Source organism: Wolbachia endosymbiont of Bemisia tabaci (assembly GCF_003999585.1).
Taxonomy (GTDB): domain Bacteria; phylum Pseudomonadota; class Alphaproteobacteria; order Rickettsiales; family Anaplasmataceae; genus Wolbachia.
This window is the reverse complement of record NZ_CP016430.1, coordinates 35,678-56,126: the sequence shown is the minus strand read 5'-3', so window position 1 is coordinate 56,126 and position 20,449 is coordinate 35,678. Positions and strand designations below refer to the sequence as shown.

At 33.4% G+C, this 20,449-nt stretch carries 17 protein-coding genes, 1 tRNA gene and 2 pseudogenes; 10 read left to right on the top strand and 10 right to left on the bottom strand.

Annotated elements, in window-relative coordinates; all coding sequences use genetic code 11:
* Window positions 1-54: 54 nt before the first annotated feature.
* Window positions 55-1,151: pseudogene (gene ychF, locus BBB02_RS00275) on the top strand (redox-regulated ATPase YchF).
* Here ychF and BBB02_RS00270 read toward each other — a convergent pair.
* Both BBB02_RS00270 and glpX read right to left on the bottom strand, forming a co-directional pair.
* Window positions 1,152-2,669: a hypothetical protein gene (locus BBB02_RS00270; protein ID WP_127463585.1), complete on the bottom strand. Its 1,518-nt coding sequence runs from the start codon at window positions 2,667-2,669 to the stop codon at window positions 1,152-1,154.
* A 146-nt stretch (window positions 2,670-2,815) separates the two neighbouring features.
* Complete coding sequence (glpX, locus tag BBB02_RS00265; RefSeq protein ID WP_127464280.1) at window positions 2,816-3,739, bottom strand: class II fructose-bisphosphatase; 924 nt, start codon at window positions 3,737-3,739, stop codon at window positions 2,816-2,818.
* Between the two features lie 113 nt (window positions 3,740-3,852).
* On the opposite strand from glpX, the gene BBB02_RS00260 reads away from it, so the two are divergent.
* Both BBB02_RS00260 and BBB02_RS06265 read left to right on the top strand, forming a co-directional pair.
* Entirely contained in the window at window positions 3,853-4,914 is a 1,062-nt protein-coding gene (locus BBB02_RS00260; protein ID WP_245970129.1) for an ankyrin repeat domain-containing protein, read from the top strand.
* Between the two features lie 128 nt (window positions 4,915-5,042).
* Window positions 5,043-5,207: a hypothetical protein gene (locus BBB02_RS06265; protein WP_245970128.1), complete on the top strand. Its 165-nt coding sequence runs from the start codon at window positions 5,043-5,045 to the stop codon at window positions 5,205-5,207.
* Between the two features lie 66 nt (window positions 5,208-5,273).
* Here BBB02_RS06265 and BBB02_RS00255 read toward each other — a convergent pair.
* A tRNA-Arg gene (locus tag BBB02_RS00255) sits at window positions 5,274-5,347 on the bottom strand.
* A 151-nt stretch (window positions 5,348-5,498) separates the two neighbouring features.
* Here BBB02_RS00255 and BBB02_RS00250 point away from each other — a divergent pair.
* The 6 genes from BBB02_RS00250 (at window position 5,499) to BBB02_RS06685 (ending at window position 9,864) form a co-directional block, all read left to right on the top strand.
* Window positions 5,499-6,236, top strand: coding sequence for an ABC transporter ATP-binding protein (locus tag BBB02_RS00250; RefSeq protein ID WP_127463584.1), 738 nt, complete (start codon window positions 5,499-5,501; stop codon window positions 6,234-6,236).
* Between the two features lie 140 nt (window positions 6,237-6,376).
* Window positions 6,377-6,544, top strand: a complete 168-nt coding sequence (gene tatA, locus BBB02_RS00245; RefSeq protein ID WP_006013840.1) for a twin-arginine translocase TatA — start codon at window positions 6,377-6,379, stop codon at window positions 6,542-6,544.
* Window positions 6,545-6,670: 126 nt separating this feature from the next.
* A complete protein-coding gene (locus BBB02_RS00240; RefSeq protein WP_127463583.1) occupies window positions 6,671-7,324 on the top strand; it encodes an exopolysaccharide biosynthesis protein in 654 nt (217 codons plus the stop codon).
* Between the two features lie 114 nt (window positions 7,325-7,438).
* The gene (locus BBB02_RS00235; protein WP_127463582.1) at window positions 7,439-8,095 is read left to right on the top strand and encodes an exopolysaccharide biosynthesis protein; all 657 of its coding nucleotides are present in this window, start codon (window positions 7,439-7,441) and stop codon (window positions 8,093-8,095) included.
* Entirely contained in the window at window positions 8,088-9,482 is a 1,395-nt protein-coding gene (gene cysS / locus BBB02_RS00230; RefSeq protein ID WP_127463581.1) for a cysteine--tRNA ligase, read from the top strand. The genes BBB02_RS00235 and cysS overlap by 8 nt, the downstream gene beginning before the upstream one ends.
* Window positions 9,451-9,864, top strand: a complete 414-nt coding sequence (locus BBB02_RS06685; protein ID WP_127463580.1) for a YqaA family protein — start codon at window positions 9,451-9,453, stop codon at window positions 9,862-9,864. The genes cysS and BBB02_RS06685 overlap by 32 nt, the downstream gene beginning before the upstream one ends.
* Before the next feature lie 30 nt (window positions 9,865-9,894).
* On the opposite strand, the pseudogene BBB02_RS00220 reads toward BBB02_RS06685, so the two are convergent.
* The 7 genes and pseudogenes from BBB02_RS00220 to hemJ all read right to left on the bottom strand — a co-directional run bounded on the left by BBB02_RS00220 (window position 9,895) and on the right by hemJ (window position 19,313).
* Window positions 9,895-12,837, bottom strand: a pseudogene (locus BBB02_RS00220) (YhdP family protein).
* A complete protein-coding gene (rnhA, locus tag BBB02_RS00215) occupies window positions 12,830-13,267 on the bottom strand; it encodes a ribonuclease HI (protein WP_127463579.1) in 438 nt (145 codons plus the stop codon). Before rnhA ends, BBB02_RS00220 begins: the two are co-directional and overlap by 8 nt.
* A 175-nt stretch (window positions 13,268-13,442) precedes the next feature.
* Window positions 13,443-14,330, bottom strand: a complete 888-nt coding sequence (locus BBB02_RS00210) for a heme o synthase (protein ID WP_127463578.1) — start codon at window positions 14,328-14,330, stop codon at window positions 13,443-13,445.
* 1 nt (window position 14,331) lies between these two features.
* On the bottom strand, window positions 14,332-15,882 hold the full coding sequence (ctaD, locus tag BBB02_RS00205; RefSeq protein ID WP_127463577.1) for a cytochrome c oxidase subunit I: 1,551 nt from the start codon (window positions 15,880-15,882) through the stop codon (window positions 14,332-14,334).
* 15 nt (window positions 15,883-15,897) lie between these two features.
* Entirely contained in the window at window positions 15,898-16,662 is a 765-nt protein-coding gene (coxB, locus tag BBB02_RS00200) for a cytochrome c oxidase subunit II (RefSeq protein ID WP_127463576.1), read from the bottom strand.
* 556 nt (window positions 16,663-17,218) lie between these two features.
* On the bottom strand, window positions 17,219-18,730 hold the full coding sequence (locus BBB02_RS00195) for an HlyD family type I secretion periplasmic adaptor subunit (RefSeq protein WP_127463575.1): 1,512 nt from the start codon (window positions 18,728-18,730) through the stop codon (window positions 17,219-17,221).
* 154 nt (window positions 18,731-18,884) lie between these two features.
* Window positions 18,885-19,313, bottom strand: a complete 429-nt coding sequence (gene hemJ, locus BBB02_RS00190; RefSeq protein ID WP_127463574.1) for a protoporphyrinogen oxidase HemJ — start codon at window positions 19,311-19,313, stop codon at window positions 18,885-18,887.
* Between the two features lie 65 nt (window positions 19,314-19,378).
* On the opposite strand from hemJ, the gene pdhA reads away from it, so the two are divergent.
* Window positions 19,379-20,359, top strand: coding sequence for a pyruvate dehydrogenase (acetyl-transferring) E1 component subunit alpha (gene pdhA, locus BBB02_RS00185; protein ID WP_010401363.1), 981 nt, complete (start codon window positions 19,379-19,381; stop codon window positions 20,357-20,359).
* Window positions 20,360-20,449 lie beyond the last annotated feature (90 nt).

The window sequence follows — 20,449 nt, the reverse complement described above, 5'->3', positions numbered from 1 at the left end:
AAGTATAGCAAAAATTTTTAAATTATGCAATAATTATAGCTTTAAATAGCAAATATGAGCTTTAATTGTGGCATAGTTGGACTGCCAAACATAGGAAAATCAACCTTATTTAATGCACTTACAGAGTCAAGTGCAGCCGAAGCTGCAAACTATCCTTTCTGTACAATCGAGCCAAATGTTGGCAAAGTGCCAATACGAGATCAGCGTTTGAAACAAATTGCCCCAATTGCCAGTTCAGAGAAGGTAATCTACAACCAATTAGAAATTGTAGATATTGCAGGCCTGGTTAAGGGTGCAAGCAAGGGTGAAGGACTAGGAAATAAATTTTTGAGTCATATCAGAGAAGTTGATGCCATTGTTCATCTGCTCAGATGCTTTAAGGATGACGATATCAGTCACGTACACAGCACTGTAGATCCAATATCAGATGCTGAAGTAGAGTGGAAATGGAATTAATTCTAGCTGATATTGATAGCATAGAAAAAAGGCTTCCACAACTTGAAAAAAAAGCAAAGCAAGGTGATAAAGAGCTAAAGAGACAACTTGAATTAATGCAAGAGGTATTAGCTACTTTAAAACTTGGCAAGCCTGCAAGAAGTTTAGAGCATATTGATGAAGATGAAATGAAGTTGCTTCAATTGCTAACAACAAAGCCTGTTATGTACGTCTGCAATGTTGAGGATACAAATGTTATAACTGGTAATGAATTATCTAAAAAGGTAGAGAAAATGGCAGAGGAAAATAAAAGAAAATTTTATTGTATTTCAGCAAAACTCGAAGCAGATATTGCAAATCTTGATAGCGAAGAAGAAAAACAGAGTTTTTTATCAGAATTTGGCTTGCAAGAATCAGGACTTGATGGAGTAGCACGTATTATGTATGAAGTGCTAAGTATGATAACTTTTTTTACTGTAGGGCCAAAAGAAGCACGGGCATGGCCAGTAAAGATAGGATCAACAGCTGATAAAGCAGCAGGTGTAATTCACACTGATTTTGAGAAAGGCTTTATAAAAGCAGAAACTATAAGCTTTGCAGATTATGTAAAATACAGAAGCGAATCAGCATGTAAAGATGCCGGGAAAATTCGCTTCGAAGGCAGAGACTATATAGTGCAAGATGGTGATATAATGCACTTTAGGTTTAATGTGTAATTAACGATCCCATTTTCTATAATCTAGGTGTAATTTTTCTTCTGCAGATGGCCCTTCAAGCCTAGTCCTAGGAAGATAATGATCATATGCTCCTCCTATACATCTTGCTTCTAATTCTCCTGGTTTTAGTGAATCAAACGAAAAACTAATAAGTGATACAGGTACAGCAGCCTCAAGTGTTACAATCTCCTCCTTTTGCGATTGTACATCTTGCTCCAGATCTCTTCCTAAAAATTCGTATAAAGCTTCACCTTCTATAAGCACATCTCCGTTTTGCTCAGCTAATTTCAAAATTTCGTCTAGTTCAACATCTTTACCATTAATAGTTGACTGACCAATCTTAATTTCACCAGGATTTACATTTAAACTAATAGAGCAGTTAACAGAATTACCTTTCTCATCTTCTGCACTCCACATAATTTTCATATCGCATGTTGCATCTTTTACAAAATAGTAATTTCTTTGTCCATTATCATTCTTCTCAATCGTTGCTATTCTTTTATCGTTACTGTATATCTCTACTATCTTTACCTCATTTTTATTTCTTTCCATCTCTTCAATTTTGTCAGTGAAAAGACGGCTGATTTCTAAGCTATACCCAGGCTTAAAAATATTAATATTAAGATGATCATAATGATTGAGAGAACGTTTTGCATATGCGCATGGCACATAACATCCATCAAAAAAGGCAGCTACACTATCAGTTTTGAGAAATTTATGTCCATTACTCATCCCTTCTTCGGTTCGAAGAAGATATCTACCCAACCTCTTTTTAAAATTCTTTTGCTTGTCTTCAGGAATAGACTTTTCATTCAATATACTTATTATTTCTTTTTGCTTACTTAATACCACATAATTAAAAAGGAAAATGTTCTTATTCCATCGATAATAATTCGCTATTTTGTCAAATGGATCTGCAGGCCAGCCTTTATTATAATTTACGTTATCCTTATCATCTTTACACAAATTATCCTTAAAGCCAAAATTCAATTTTCTAAAATCTGATAATACTTCTTCTACCCTATCTTCAAAAAATTGAAGTTTATTTTGAAATTCTTTCCCGTAATTCATTTCCTCATTTATTTCAAGAAGATATTCACTAAATTTCTTCCTAAAATTTTCTTGATCTTTATGGGCAAGCCTCTGATCTAATATATCTGTTATGTATTTTCGCTTATTCAATATTACGTAGTTAAAAAGGTCACTTTTTTTCCTCCTTTTATAATCTTTTGCTATTTCGTTAAAACACTCATTACTGTTCTTAAAATCCAATTTTTCGAAGTCTTGGAGCACGTTTTTTACATCATCCTCACTAAATTGAAGATTTGTTTGAAGAGATGTGTTAGTTGTATTCTTTCCACTTTGATCATCAGGTAAAACACATTGAGAATTTACTTGAGTGGATAGGATAGCTAAACTTTCTTTGCTTTTTAAAGAAGAATTATTATTTTTTTTAGGCGGTGAGTTTTTCTCCTCAATACTGAAAACATTTAAAAAATTAAAAATGCGACCAAACATTTCACACCTCTTATACGTAAATAAGCTTAATTATAACTTAATGCCAAATGTTGTAAAGCTAAAATTAACATGTAAATTCATTATTTTAAGATAATTATAAGTATCTTCCTTCTATAAAAATTTCATAATCAGCATATGACAAATGTTTAAGATATTGATTTTGTTTGTATTTTTATTACTTTACCAGGCAATATTATTAATGAATTAGTCAGACAAATATCTTGGCCAAACTTTACTCCATCCACAAACTCTCCATTTGTTACTCCAGTTGCAATGAACACTGATTCACTTTTTGCCATGTCTTTCACGGTGTAGATTTTTTCTGGGTCAGTGATATTCAAATTTTTTGCTCTTTCTTTTAATTGATCCGTGTCAAATATTAATCTTCCTTCTATCTGCCCACCGATTGAACTTAGCGCTGCTGCTGCAAGCACTCCTTCTGGAGCTCCTCCTATTCCAATATACATATCGTGATTGCCATTTATTAGCGAAACTACGGCTGCAACATCACCATCATCTATTAATTTCACTTTTGCTCCTAGCTTCCTAATCTTTGCTATTAATTCACCATGTCTTTCACGTTTAAGTACAGTTACTATAAGATCACTTGCTTTACATCCTTTTGCCTTGGCTAAATTGTCCAGATTCTTCTCAATCCTATTTTTTAGTGAGACTACACCCTCTGGGAGATTTTTTCCCACTGCTATCTTTTCCATATAAACATCAGGTGCATGTAAAAAATTACCTTTTTTCGTTGCAGCAAGAACGGACATTGCCCCTGATTTGTAATGAGCACAAATCGTAGTGCCTTCAAGTGGGTCAACAGCAATGTCAATCTCAGGACCATTTCCAGTGCCAACATTCTCGCCAATATATAGCATCGGTGCTTCGTCCCTCTCCCCTTCCCCAATCACAATTGTACCATTTATTTCCATTGAGTTTAGCACCGTACGCATTGCATCAACTGCAACTTGATCAGCTTCTTTTTCATCACCAAAACCCGCTAACTTATATGCAGCAAGTGCTGCAGCTTCGGTCACTTTCATTAACTTATAAGCTAAATCTTCCATCATTTACTCGAGAATTATAAATCAATATATATCATGCCATTTGAGACTGCAAGATTCCTTGACTAATTTTGATGGAATTGATATAATAAAGCATCGTAATAGTAGATTTAATTATGCTATACAGTAAGGAGGACATCAGAGAGTTATGTCTAGATGCAGATAGCTTTTTAATTAATGATAATAGGTACAACAATAAAGCCACCCTTGAAAGCTTGCAAAATAGGTTAAGAAGAAAGGCTAAATTTAAAGACATTGATTTGCAAAGTAAATGCGAAGGGAACAATTCATTAGGAGATTTACTTTTAAAACTTGCACATGAAAATGACTACCTACGTGTTAGGGAATTTTTCCTTAAAAATGGATTCAAGCTTCCTGAGCAAGAACAAGTAATTGCTGATGAAAACAAGAAAAAGGAAAATGGATTCAAGCTTCCTGAGCAAGAACAAGTAATTGCTGATGAAAACAAGGAAAAGGAAAATGATCAATTTTCTACTTCATACAACAAGATAAAGAAAATTGTAGCTAGCAACCCTAATATAACTGCTGAGAAGTTTTATAATGAGCTTAAAAAAGAGAAAATAGATATAAAAATAACAAACCAAGATGGTTGGACTTTGCTTTATTATGCTGTCCGTTCAGAAGGACCTGGTATTATCGACGATCGCATTATATTCCTAAAGATTGTTGAGTTACTCACAAATTTAAACAGCGGAATCGATTTTAAAGATACTGCTTCCAAAACTGTGTTGGGTACAGCTGCAATAAATAAACAAACTGATATTATAAAGATACTTTTGGATAGTGGCAAATTTAATGAAGAAGAAAAATTTAACGCTCTGCGTCTTGCTATTATCCAAGGTAATGTTCAAGAAGTTAAAGCATTTTTAGGTTATATAAATGATGAAAGCAGAAAAGCAGCTTTAGGGTTAGCTATGAATAATACACAAGAAGAAATTACTCATGTGCTTTTAAACTTTATTACATCAGAAACAACTAATGTAGAAGAAAATAGAGCAAAACCTTACAGAAGTAATGGGAACATTGATAATAGACCTGTAGCAACAGTGCCTCCAGTTAGTACTAGTGGTAATAATAATAAAAATGAAACGCCTATATCAACAAGGGCTGGCCCAACTGTCACCCAAATAATGATAAAAGAGCTAACGGCTTTGTAGAGGCTCAATTTTCTCCACCACATGAAAAAGAAACTAAATACAAAAAAAGTAAGGAGAGTTTTTACACCTCATTAAGGAGTGATGTTGTTGGAGTTGTTATTACAGGATTGTTTGTTGCTGCTGCTGTGATGGTTCCATCTTTAGCTGGTGCATTAGTTTGCAGTGTCCTAGATATTTTAGTTGTAATGGTAACTGGATTACATGTAAAAAATTTTACACTTCCAAGTTACAGTGAAATGAGAGAAAGTAAGGTTGAATCTGTAAATTCAAGTTTGAGAAACCATACAATCTAGCTCCTAGAATCACTTTTCAAACCAATTATAATTTCTTGATTGTTAAACCATTTTATTAAAATTAAGTGGGACTAGTGCGATTCGAACGCACGGCCTTCGGATTAGGAATCCAACGCTCTATCCTACTGAGCTATAGTCCCATGTCTTCTGCTATTTATGCAAAATTATATCAAAAAGTCTCGCATTTTTCTAGGCACCCTGTACAATTAATTCACAATAATAAAAAATATTTCTGTATTTCTTGAATGTAATACTGTTATATTTAATAATACGATTCCAATTGAAAGATTAATGCTAGTTAACAATATTAGTTACTTTTATAGTAATCAAGATGGCTTTGCTTTAAGCAACATCAACATTCAAGTGAAGAAAGGAAGTGTTGCCTGTTTACTAGGTCATTCTGGCTGTGGCAAGTCAACAATTCTAAAATTAATCGCAGGAATAGAAAATCCAAAATCTGGAACCATTATTATAAATGATAAATTAGTTGCAAGTAACAAAGTGTCAATTGCTATAGAGCGTAGAAATATCGGATTGATTTTTCAGCATTCTGCATTATTTCCTCATAAAACAGTAATAGAAAATATAACTTTTGCTATTTGCAGTACTTCTAAAAAAGAAAAATACCTTACTGCATTGGAAATCTTAAAGCTATTTAATATAGAAAAATATGAAAACATGTACCCTCATGCTTTATCAGGAGGACAGCAACAATTAGTTGCAATAGCAAGAGTAATGGCGCAAAATCCTGATGTTGTTTTGCTCGATGAACCATTTTCTAATTTAGATATACTGCTCAAATATCGAATAAGGCACCATATATTGTCACTTTTTAGAAGCAAAAATATTCCTGTACTCATGGTAACTCATGATCCGCAAGAAGCGTTGAAAGTTGCAGATTTTATTTACGTGATGAAAAATGGTAAAATTATTCAATCAGGAGTTCCTAGCTACATATACCACAGACCTAAAGATGATACGTTAGCAAAATTTTTTAGTGAGCTTCCTTTTACTCTACAGCTAAACTAAACTTAATGTTAGGCTAAAACTATTATAAGATAATTAAAAACTCTTGATTTATAATTCAATAAAAGTGATATAATTTATGTATCACTTGGCTTCAGTCAAGTTTTAATACCTAAAAGTTAATATTTTCAACGGAGGTACAAATGAGTTTAGGTCCATGGCAGCTGTTTCTAGTCTTAATAATAATCTTAGTTCTGTTTGGTGCAGGTAGGTTACCACAAGTTATGGGTGATTTAGGCAAAGGCATTAAAAACCTTAAACAAGAACTTAAGGATTCAGAGAAACTATCATCTAACGAACCAGATCGTTAGCGTCCTTATGTTTCGTGACACGCACTAGAATGCGTGTCATTTATTTAAACAAGGCTAAAGAATTGAAGAGGTATAACTGAAATATATTAATAATTACGTTAGTTAGAATGTTATTAAAGGGCAATTATGCAAAAAAGTGCGAAACTAAGCGAAGATAAAAAATTGGCCTCTGATATTCTCAAAGAGGTTGCAGATACCAATAACAACGATAGTGATAAAGTAACATTGTTCGACATCAAAACAGCTTTACATGAGCGCGGTTTTGGTATTTTAATAATCATCTTCTCTTTACCGCTATCAGTACCTATACCTGTTCCACCTGGCTATACAACCATTCTTTCTATACCTTTAATCTTATTTGCACTGCAGCTTCTATTTGGGTTTGATTCTCCTTGGATGCCTAATTGGCTAGAAAGGAAATCTTTTCAACGTTCAACACTAGCTCTCGTGGTAGAGAAAACTTCACCTATATTAAAAAAAATAGAAAAGTTCATGAAACCAAGAATGTCTTTTATTTTTCTTGGTCCTGGTGAAAAGATTCTAGCTTTTATGATGTTGCTTTGTGCAATAATAATAGCTCTTCCATTACCTTTTACTCACTTCCTTCCTGCAATTGGTATAACTCTTATTTCACTCGGCATTATGGGTAAAGATGGATTTTTATCTACGTTGGGAGTGTTATTTTCATTCTGTGCGTTATTGGTTACCCTTATTGTAATAGTTAAAGGACCAAAACTTATAGCCGGAACACTTTCTCTTCTTAAAAGCCTTATAACTTAAAAGCTTTAAAACACTTTAATAAAAGAATGAAGTACAGCATGAAATGAATAATCGATATTGAAATATAGCAATAACTATGTTAGTTAGAAGTTATATTGTTATTAAAGGGTAACTGTGGAAAAAAGTGTGAAATTGACTGAAGATAAAAAATTGGCCTCTGATATTCTCAAAGAGGTTGCAGATACCAATAACAACGATAGTGATAAAGTAACATTATTTGATATTAAAACAGCTTTACATGAGCGTGGTTTTGGTATTTTAATAATCATCTTCTCTTTACCGCTATCAGTACCTATACCTGTTCCACCTGGCTATACAACCATTCTTTCTATACCTTTAATCTTATTTTCACTGCAGCTTCTATTTGGGTTTGATTCTCCTTGGATGCCTAATTGGCTAGAAAGGAAATCTTTTCAACGTTCAACACTAGCTCTCGTGGTAGAGAAAACTTCACCTACATTAAAAAAAATAGAAAAGTTCATGAAACCAAGAATGTCTTTCATTTTTCGTGGTCCTGGTGAAAATATTTTAGCATTTATAATGCTGCTTTGTGCATTATCGATAGCAATCCCACTTCCTTTAACTAACTTCATTCCTGCAATTGGTACAACTCTCATTTCACTGGGTATCATGAGCAAAGATGGATTTCTCTCTATAATGGGAGTATTAATATCATTGTGTGGGTTATTACTTACTCTTGTCGTAATAGTTAAAGGGCCACAGCTTATACTTGGAGCATTTTTTTTTCTAAAAAGCTTTGTATATGGTTAAGCTTTACAACACTTTAACAAAAAAAAAAGAGCCCTTTACACCGATCGATAAAGATCATATAAAAATGTACGTTTGTGGGCCAACAGTATATGATACAGCACATATAGGTAATGCACGTTCTATTGTTGTTTACGATGTATTATTTCGACTGCTTAAATTTTGTTATGGAAAAGTTACTTATGTGCGTAATATAACCGACATCGATGACAAGATAATCAATGCAGCAAATAAGAAAAGTAGTAATATAGAAAGTATCAGCGCATATTATACCAAAGCTTTTCATGAAGATATGAGAAGCATAAATTGCGTAGAACCAACACATGAACCAAAAGCAACAGAAAATATAGACCAAATTATTGAGTTAATTGAATCTTTGCTGCAGTCTGGTCATGCTTATGAATCAAATAAACATGTATATTTTAGTGTAGAATCTTACCCTGAGTACGGTGTTTTATCAGGAAAAAAAATTGATGAGTTGGATCATGGTAATAGAGTTGAAGTGGGTGAAAATAAAAAACACCCAGGAGACTTCGTACTTTGGAAACCTGCAAATGCAACTGACTATAAACTTTCAAGTCACTGGAATAGTCCATGGGGAGAGGGAAGACCAGGGTGGCATATAGAATGTTCAGCAATGTCATATGCTTACCTTGGCAAAGATTTTGATATTCACGGTGGCGGTATAGACTTGCAATTTCCTCATCATGAGAATGAAATTGCACAGAGTAAATCTGCATTTGCTGAGTCAACGTTTGCAAAATATTGGGTACACAACGGGTTTCTTACGGTAAATGAAGAGAAAATGAGCAAATCCTTATTTAATATAGTCAAAGTAAGGGATTTATTAGATAGTGGAATAAAGGGTGAAGTAATACGTTATGCGCTGCTTAAAACTCACTACAGAAAACCACTTGATTGGACAGAAAATGTTATCTCTGAGTCGCAAGAAACTTTAAACAAGTTTTATCGGTTATTACGTAGTACATGTATTGAGGAAAGTGATGCAGAAGTCTCTAAAGATTTTATAGAGGCTTTGAAAAACGATTTAAACATTCCTGAAGCTGTAGCCATATTGCATGAAATGGCTACAGAAATCAATAAGACAAGTAATGAATGTGAGAGGCTCAAATTAACTAAGAAGTTTGTTAAAAGCGCAAGGTTCATTGGTATTCTTGAGTCAAGTTATCAAGAGTGGTTTGCAAGTGGTGTGAGTCATCAAGAAATAGAAAGGTTGATAGACTTAAGAAAAGTAGCAAAACAAAATAAAGATTATGATACTGCAGACAAAATAAGAGAGCAATTGAAACAAATGGGGGTTACAATTTCTGACAACGAAGATGGTACAACAACTTGGTATGGAAAATTATCTCCTATTGTTTATAGATAGCCTAGTATCATCGCTTATCTTGCCCATACATCAAGGTTTTGTACTTTACACTATGTTATGCTTTAGGTCAAATTACAATCCACTACTTATATTACTTTTTGGAGTATCGGGATCCAGTCTTGGTGGAATAGCTAACTGGTATTTAGGTAGAATAACAATTTTTATCAGAAGATCACATCACAAATTAGAGAATGAAGACAAAACACCAAAAATTGTAAGGCACCTACTGATTTGTGCAGTTGCATTGCTTTCATGGGTACCAGCACTTGGAAGTGTGACTCAGATTTTATCCGGTTACTTCAAGTTAAACCTTTATATTCTTGTTCCCTTAATTATTTTATCTAACTTCCTCTGTTTGTTGTATCTAACGCTTACCATCTAACTAAACATCAATAAACAACTTTTCTTTTGGTCATATTGAGCTAAATTTCCTCTCTACACTACCTTTTAAAATGTTTTTATTATTTTTTGTCATAATACGATCAAATACTCCTAATAACCTCTTAAGTAAGCTTGGGGTTAGCGAAGAGATAGGATTAACAGATACGTTATTGTTTTTATCATCACCATTTGCTTTGTAGTCTATTGAAATAATCCCCCTACTCTTCCCACCAGTCAGAAGTTTTCCGATTATAGGAATTTTCAACAAAGATTTATTAATTGAGTATGCTGGTATTACTTGTCCTTCAACTTGGAATTATTTATAACCCTTAATATCGAGCGTACCACTAGTGCTAATGCCTAGTTCCGCTCCTTCAAGCCAAGATTCTTCAATTTCAACAGTGCCATCTTTATATGAAAAAGGTGCATTACACTTATAAAAATGTACACCTTCGTTCTTTATAGCATTTACAATACCAGGCAGTGAAGACATTGATAATAAAGTGGTAAGCAGTGGAGCATCTTTGATATAGAAATTGCTGATAGAGAACATACCATAATGTTCTCCATTTTCTCTCTTAGAAGATAGATAAAGAGAGAATTTGCCGTTTTTAACTGATTTACTAATCCCTAAAGAACGCAAAAGCATACCTGAATTATCCGCGTATATTTCAAGCCCTATTTCACTGTATTCTGCTAATATACTACTATTATCCTCTGAAAACTTTCCTGTAAATTGACTTCCACTGCAATCACCTTTAGCGCAAGTTACGTTCAGCTTGGCAGCATCTTTTATGATAATTCCTTCTTTCATAATTATATTGTCAACATTCATAGTAACTTCTATTTTGTTACTTAATCGATTACTATCTTTGCCAAGTAAACCTAACACATCACTTAAGTTGATTTTCTCACCGTGAATAGTTATGGCATCTTTCTCCTTACCTGATTCAATTTCTATACTAAAATTATTATCAGGTAATTTAAAATTGCTAGAATTTAAATATAGATTTCCATTTTCTACTCTTCCGCTAAATTTTATGTCTAGATCACTTCCTACAACGTCTAGTTTATCTATTAGTAACTTACCTGCTCCTTTTAGCCTTGTAGAAAATAAAACTTCATTGTGATCTTCAAAATGATTTTTCCACCCTAAGTAGCTTGAACGCAACTCGAGCTCTGATAAATCTATATTACCATTAACATATCCAGTCTTATCTTGATTTATCGCTGATTCTATATTTGCATTGATATAACCATCACCGAAATTAAGTATTTGAGCAGGTAAATCTCCAGTCAAACTCCAGGCAAAATTTTCATTTTTATTGCTACTTTTGAGGTCAAATAGCAGCTGTGTATTATTTACCATACCACTGCCATTTAAATCAATAAAATCTCTGCCGAAATCAAGCTTAATATCATACTTACCAAGACTTTCATTATATACGACCAAATTATCAATTTCAGAATAGAAATTTGCTGAGAAGTCCACTTTTTTACTATCACCATTTAGATTAAAAATACGAAAATTGAATATAGAATTTGCTATTCCACCTACTTTATCTCTTTCAAATTTTACCACATCATCCAGCTTAAATTTTATAGGCTCATATAACCCATAAGCATCACTTACAGCCTGACCATTAATGGTAAGAACAGAATCTTCTTTATTGAGAGCGTTCATTTCAATATGACCACTATTGATAGTAAAATTCTGAAACTTAGCTCTATTTACAATAATTTTGAGATTGTTATCCTTGAGAGTTAACTCACCGTTCAAGTTCTCTACTCGTTCAAAATCCTCATCAAATTGAACGCTGCCATTTTCTATATCAGCAACAATTACAATACCTGACAGATCATCATTTATTAAACTATCGATTTTACCGTTAAAACTTATAATTGTATTTATAATATTCCCATCAATATTATTACAATACCACTTTCTAAATTCATTGTTCACTAGACCATCTGGTACATAAGTACATAAATCTTTTGCAACAAGTTTACTAATATTAACTCTAAGCAAAGCATGATTTGTGCCAAAGTTCATTTTGCCAATCAAAGAAAGGTAAGTATCATTTAACTTAAAATGAAAGTTTTTTACGCTAATGATTTCATCACTATATGTCAAATTTACATTTACATTAGTCAAGGCTAAGTTTTTACCTGAGTGACTCTCTGTATTTAACACGTATATGTTTCCATCCATAACTTCATCCTTTCCATTAATTCTCATTGAAAAGTTTCCTTTGAATCCTATTTCCCCTATTTCTTTGTCCAAATTGTAACTTTTAACTAGTGTGGAAAACTCGTTAAATATCCCCAACTTTAGGTTATAAAATGTTCCATACAAATTTAACAAATTATTGCGATTTTTTATCATAATAGATAAATCATCTAGAATCCCCTTTTTATCTTTTGTATGAACACGAATATCCAAAACATTAAAATTTTCCTCCTTTCCTACATATACTTTATCAATGAAGAATTCACCTTCCGTGCTTTTATTGACAGCAATGTTAGTAATTTCAATCCTTGAGTCTGCATTTAAGTAGAAAAAAATTTTTCTTATTGTTTTAGGTAAATTCTTTGTACTACTTATCTTGTCTAATGTTACTCCAACTTTGATCTTCTCTTTCTTGATATACACGTGTACATTATCAGCTAAAACCTGAGAGAACTTTTTGGAACTTAACTTAAAGTGTACGAAAAGCTCAGGAACTTCTATGGTAAAGTCAGAATTTGTTATTTTTAAATCTGTAATGACTAGCTTGCCATCTTTCTGCCAAATAACCGAGGTACTCTCCATGCTGACATCCGAATTGGTAAATATCTTTGATATTTTTTTCTTTATATAAAAATTAATATAACTAATATTGATTTCTAAAGGACCCTCCCCTTTAAAAAAGATAAAGAAGCAGAATATAAATAATAAAATTATAGAAAATGATAGAGCTATTTTTTTAAGCATCGATTATTGCTTTTCTTGCTAAGCTGTCGGCTTCTTCATTGTATTTATCACCATTATGCGCTTTCACCCACTTCCAGTTAATCTCATGTTGCAAAGCAACATCGCCTAATTCTTTCCATAATTCTATATTTTTTACTGACTTCTTATTACTTGTCTTCCAGCCGTTCATTTTCCACTTATTTATCCATTCTGTTATACCAAACTTAACATAAAGACTATCCGTATATAAATTGACATTACAAGAAAATTTTAGTGCTTTCAGCCCATTGATCACTGCTGTTAACTCCATTTTATTATTTGTAGTATTTTCTTCTCTACCACAAATATTCTTTCTATGATTTTGAAATAATATGATTACTGCCCACCCTCCTGTTCCTGGGTTACCAGAACATGCTCCATCTGTATATATTGTCACTTCCTTTTTATTCATCTTTACTGTAGTGAATGAATTAAAGTATACCGTTACTTCTATGAAAATACTATTTTTATAGATATAGAGGCAATTTAAGCCACACCTTTAAATTTTATTATGGAAACAAAAAAAAGTGCTATAACGAGTATTATTAGAAGAGAAAGTAAAAGATAGTTTTTATGTTCTTTCATAATTAAAACAAGTCAATAGAACAAAAAATAATACTAGCAAACAGAGAAAATAGATAAGAAATTGAGTAAGAAAACATTTTTTTCTGCGAGCTATGACTCTTAAGCCTTATAATTGATATAGCATACCAAATAAAAACGCAACCTTCAATCATTGCCATACTGAGGTACAATAGAGGCTTTTTCAAAAATAGTGCTGGAAGTAAGCTAGTTAACACCAATAATACACTATAAATTAATATATGTTTTCTTGTCTTTTCCGGACCATGGATAATATTAAACATTGGAATTGATGCTTTTACATAGTCCTTAGAACTATTTAAAGATAGAGCCCAAAAATGTGGCGGAGTCCACATAAAAATTATTAAAAATAGAATACAACTTGCCCAGCTTACAGAGTCAGTTACAACCGCCCAGCCAATCATTGGGGGAAAAGCACCTGCTGCACCACCAATAACAATATTCTGCGGAGTACGCCTTTTAAGCCCAATTGTATATACGAAAACATAAAATAATATACTAATTGCAAGCAAAACAGCAGAAACATAGTTCACCGCTATTGCCATGATAAATACTGATAATACCCCAAGAGTTATACCAAACTCAAGCGCACTTTCTGCAGAAACTCTACCTGAAGGTATAGGGCGGTTTTTTGTCCGCTCCATAAGCAAGTCTATATCTCTGTCATACCACATATTTATTGCACCTGCAGATCCTGAGCCAAGAGCAATACATATCAGAGATATTAGTGCAAGAAAAGGATGAATGCTACCCGGCGCAGCAATCATTCCAGCAACTGCAGTAAACACTACAAGGTACATTATCCTTGGCTTTAGCAAATGCCAAAAATCCAGTATTGTTGATTCAACATTTAGCAAAACACTTGTGTACATTCTATTTTATCACTGGTGGTTTTTCAAAAGTATGAAAAGGCGGCGGTGAAGATACCGTCCATTCTAAAGTATCACCTTCCCAAGGATTATCTCCAGCTTTTTTGCCCCATTTGAAGAGATGTATAACTATAAACACAAAAAACATAACTGAAACAAATGACATATATGAGCCAATTGAGGATATATAATTCCAAGGAATAAATGCGTCAGGATAATCAGGTATACGCCTTGGCATACCAGCTAACCCCAAGAAATGCTGAGGTAAGAAAGTAGCATTGGTGCTAATAAAAGTGAGCCAAAAGTGTATCTTTCCTAAACACTCGTTATATTGCTTACCTGACATTTTACCTATCCAATAATAAAAACCAGCAAAGGCCCCAAATAATGCAGCAAGCGACATGACGTAGTGAAAGTGAGCAACGACATAATAGGTATCGTGCAAAAGCTTATCTATTCCACCGTGAGAAAGAATTATCCCTGTTATACCCCCACCAACAAACATAAAAATAAAACCCAGTGCAAATAGCATAGGGGTTTTAAATTCAATCGCCCCACCCCACATAGTTGCAATCCAACTAAAGACTTTTACACCAGTTATAACGCCAATAAAAATTGTTGTAGTGCTGAAAAATACAGCAGCATCTTCGCTAAGTCCAACAGTAAACATATGGTGAGCCCAAACCATAAAACCAAATGCTGCTATACCTATCATGGCATAAATCATTCCCTTATAACCAAAAACTGGCCTATGGGAAAAAGTTGACACGACTTGGCTTATAATGCCAAATGCAGGAAAAATAATTATGTAAACTTCTGGATGACCAAAAAACCAAAACAGGTGTTGAAATAACACAGGATCACCGCCACCAGCAGGATCAAAAAAGGAAGTACCAATATTGCGATCTGTTAGCAGCATAGTTATAGCACCAGCAAGTACCGGTAAGGCAACAATTAACATAAATGACGTTAGTAAAACAGACCAAACAAATAGTGGCATCTTAGTGAGCGACATACCTTTTGCACGCATATTGAATATAGTGACTATAAAGTTGATCGCTCCAACAATTGATGACATACCAGCAACATGAAGTGCAAGTATAGCAAGGTCAACTCCTGCACTTGGGTGAGACATGATTTGTGACAAAGGTGGATATAAAGTCCATCCTGTTCCAGGACCTTCACCGGCAAACACCGAGAGGATGAGCAAAATAAAAGATGAAACTAATAACCAAAAACTTAAATTATTCATACGAGGAAATGCCATGTCTGGTGCACCAATCATGAGAGGTACAAACCAATTACCAAATCCTCCCATTAGGGCTGGCATTATCATAAAAAACACCATTATTACCGCATGCCCTGTAATCATTACGTTATATAGCTGGTAATTATTGTTAAGTATATTAATGTGCATTAGCTGAGTGCGAATAACCACTGATAACAATCCACCAACAATTCCAGCTAGTATGGAAAAAATAATATATAGTGTTCCTATGTCCTTATGATTAGTAGAAAACACCCAACGTCTTATACCTTTTGGTACATCACTCATATCTATACTCCAAACTTAACTCACTAATTTTTTATTTTCAATCCACTTATTAAAATCTTCTTTACTCACTGCCTCAACAACAATTGGCATAAATCCATGACCTTGACCACACAATTCATAGCACTGCCCATAATAAATACCGGGCTTTGTAACGTTAAACCATGCCTCATTTAGCCTACCTGGTATTGCATCAATTTTTATACCAAAAGCTGGCACTCCCCAGCTATGTATTACATCTCCTGCTGTTACTTGTAAACGAACATTAGTATTGACAGGTAAGATAACATTATTGTCAACAGAGAATAGTTTCAAATCTCCTTCGCTAAAGTCATCCTTTCCCTTAATATAGCTGTCAAACGACACACCTTGATATTCTGGATATTGATAGCTCCAATACCATTGATGACCAATAACTTTTAGTGTTATGTCCGCTTTTGGCACTTTCTCCTGTAGTTTAATTAATTCAGCATTTTTAAAAGCTAATACCCCAACAATAATCGTTGGTATAACAAACCAGATAATTTCTACAAAGATATTATGAGTTATTTTACTGACATTTTTCACTTTGCCCTTACGAAAGCGAAATACTACATAAGCAAGCAGGGCCCATACAAAAAGCATAATTGCAATCATTACACTCATCACAAATGAATGTGACTTAACTACAACCTCCATTATCTCAGTTGCAGGCGCAGGAAATCCAAATTGCCAAGAAGTAGGAGCAGAAGCAATTGATATGTTTGAGTAAAACATTATCAATAATGCAAATAACTTCACCATATTTTTTGCTGTAAAACTAACTGTATAATAATATATATAAACTTACTATGCAAACAGAGATTATAGAATGTACACAAGTGTTTTGCTAAATATTAAATCAAAAGTAAATGATGATTAATGTTTTTTTAGCATTTAATAAATATAATAATACGATACTCACTTGAGGAAAAAGCATTTACATGAATCTATTTTAAGTTAAAATATTATAATATTTTAAGTTAAGTATTTACTTTAAGAAAATTCTATAATAAGTTTAATAGTGTCTGTTATTGCTAATAACCCTCTAGCCTCACACCTAAAAGCAGTAACAGACACTATTAAACTTTAGGTAAGTTTACCTATTTATAATTCATTGAGGTAAAAATCTTACTAATTCCTTTAATTCTATTATACAGCTGAGTTTACTAATTAACCTTTAATGTTTACGTTAGCATTTGCATCTTAAATCAAAGATTTACATATTATAGAAAATAATTATAAAATAATATACTACTTGTGTGTAAATTTTTTTGCATATCAAACTCTGTAAACAAATTTTTTAGAAAAGCCAAATAAATTATCTCTCTATGAAAGATCTATCGAATGTTGCGATTATAGGAGTAAACAAGAACGATAAAAGAGTGCGGGATTGAGTAACTATATATACTTCTGCTGGCATACCAGGATATAGGTATACGTTTTTAAATTGAGCAAGTTCTGATTTTGGTATCACTACTCGCACTGAATAATAACGCCCCATTCTTGGATCATCAAGAGCATCAGGAGAAATATGATTTACTATACCATTAATTAAACTTAAGCGACGTGCACTATAAGCGCTCAGCCTTACTTTAACTTTCAGCCCTTCTAGTCCGTCGATAGAGACTATATTGCTATCTTTCTTTTTTGCTGACAGTATCTCTTCTATGTTTCTGGTTAGAACTTTAGCATCTATTATGAGATCATCATCTGATGGTACTATACTCATGATTGGAACTCCAGATTGTATAACACCACCTTCAGTGTGGTATCTTATATCTGTAACTATACCATCTTGAGGTGATTTAATTATTGTACGTGCTAACGAATCTTCAGCAACCATCAGCCTCTCTTTTAAGTCTGCAATAGATGTATTAACTTCCTTAAGCTCAGCATTTGCTCTTTCTTGAGCATCATTCTTCACATTTATAATCTCTAACTCATTTTCTCCAATCTTTTGCTGTACTTGAGATATTGCAGAACGGTAATGTCCAACTCTACCCTCAATGTCAGCAAACTGTTTTTCTAAAGCTAAAATGTGTGGTTTGCTTATATGGCCACTATCAAGTAATTGTCTTTTTGTTTCTAACTCTTCAGTTATCAAGTCATATTGCTTATGGGCTGCATTTAGTTGAAAATTTAGCCCTGCTAATTCATCATTTAACTGCTTTATACGTTGTTGCAGTATGTCTGTTTTTCCCAATATGCTCTTTCTCTGAGAGTTGAATAACTTTACTTGATTCTTTATCGCTTTACTTACAAGTTCATCGTCCGACAATTTTTTAACCTCGTCAGAAAATTCTAGCGTGTCTAAATCTCCTCTGATTGCAATAAGTCTTGCTTCAGTTGCCAGAAGTGATAAGAATTTTTCTTTAATTATACTCAAATTTGCCTTTTCATTAATATCGCTTAATAAAACTAAAGGTTCGTCTTTTTTGACTGTTTGACCTTCTTTTACTAAAATTTTGCTTATTATTCCTCCACCCAAGTGCTGAACTATTTTCCTATTTGAAGACACAACAACTTCTCCACTTGCATGTACTGCCCCGTCAATTGGAGCTATAGCTGACCAAATACCGCCTATTCCAAAAAAAATGAGCATCACCACTAAACCAAAAAATAGTGGTCCCCATGTGACTTTTAGGACTTCATTTACGTTATTGCTCTCACGTTTAAAAATAAAATTTATCATCGCATCAATCCATGCGAACGTCTTATCCAAAAATTGATATTCCTTCTTTCTATTTCCTGCCCTTTGCATATCTATATCATCACTACCAATCAGGCCTGTCAAAGAAAGTCCAGCACTAAGCTTTTTTAACTTACTCATTATAATACTACTGCGAATTCTTGTTAAACAGGATAACACACAAAAACAAAGAATCTATACCTTAAGTACTTTACTTAGACTACGGAACATCAGAATAAACTATTTAGTAACAATTCTTATACTCCATTCAATGGTTCAGCATTAGGCTAGAAAATCAAAAAGGTTTTACAATAACCATAATAACTATAATTATTATTAACACTGTTACTGCTTCGTTTAAAACACGAAAATAAACGTGAGTTTTCTTATTCAAGCCCACTGCAAAATTTTTCCTATGCTTTGCAAGTAGGCCGTGAATAGCAAACATTAAGAATAATGCTAGCGCTTTTACATGAAACCACCCTTCTCGATATGCTTCCCTAATAATCATTAGCATAATTCCAAAACTAAGGGAGAAAAGCATTGCAGGGTTTATGATATATCTAAGGAGTCTCTTCTCCATTATTTGAAGTAAGCTGTCATTTTCTGACCCTGGTTTTACAGATGCATGGTAAACATAAAGCCTTGGCAAATAGAGCATACCTGCCACCCACATAATTACAGAGATAACGTGAAAAGCTTCAAGCCAGTGATAGTAGTCCATATAGATAGTATTATAAAACGTTAAAAATTTTTGGTATGATCTCAATTTAATAAGAGAAAGTCAATATGAAAGCAGAAAATTTCACTAAAGAACAGGTGATCGGATTCTACAGAAAAATGCTTCTCATACGCAGATTTGAAGAAAAAGCAGGACAATTATACGGAATGGGATTAATAGGCGGATTCTGTCACTTATCAATAGGGCAAGAAGCAGTTGCAGTTGGGACTCAAGCTGCATCAAAATCTGGTGATGCTTTTATCACAAGCTATAGAGACCATGGCTTAATGCTTGCATGTAATTCTGATCCGAATGTTGTGATGGCAGAACTAACCGGCAAAGAAACAGGGTGTTCAAAAGGCAAAGGTGGCTCCATGCACATATTTGATGTTGAAAAAAATTTCTTTGGTGGACATGGAATAGTAGGTGCACAAGTCCCAATTGGTACAGGAATAGCATTTGCTAATAAATACAAGAAAAAAGATAACGTTGTATTCACATATTTTGGTGACGGTGCTGCAAATCAAGGACAAGTATATGAATCATTTAATATGGCATCTTTGTGGAAGTTACCTGTGGTTTATATCATAGAAAATAACGAATACGCAATGGGAACTTCTGTACAAAGATCAACTTTAGTAACTGAACTATATAAAAGAGGAGAGAGTTTTGGTATTCCTGGAAAACAAGTTGATGGAATGGATTTTTTCTCTGTCTATGAGTTAACAAGTGAAATAGCTGAGCACGTACGTGGGGGAAAAGGACCTCTCTTGCTTGAAATGAAGACATATCGATATCGTGGACATTCAATGTCAGATCCTGCTACTTATCGCTCAAAAGAAGAAGTTGAAGATATGAAGCAAAATCATGATCCTATAAGCACCCTAAAGCAGTATATAACAGACAATAAAATCGCTTCTGATGAAGAATGCAAAGCTATTGATAAGGAAATACGAGATTTAGTAAAAAAGTCAGAAGATTTTGCTAAAAATAGTAAAGAGCCAGGCATTGATGAACTATATACTGATGTTTATAAATTTGTTAGCTAATCAGTTGCCATCAAAATTATGTTTTGGCCTACTATAGATATTTTTTGGCAGCACTTAACTTTATTATATAACAGCCTAGTCAATAGAAAC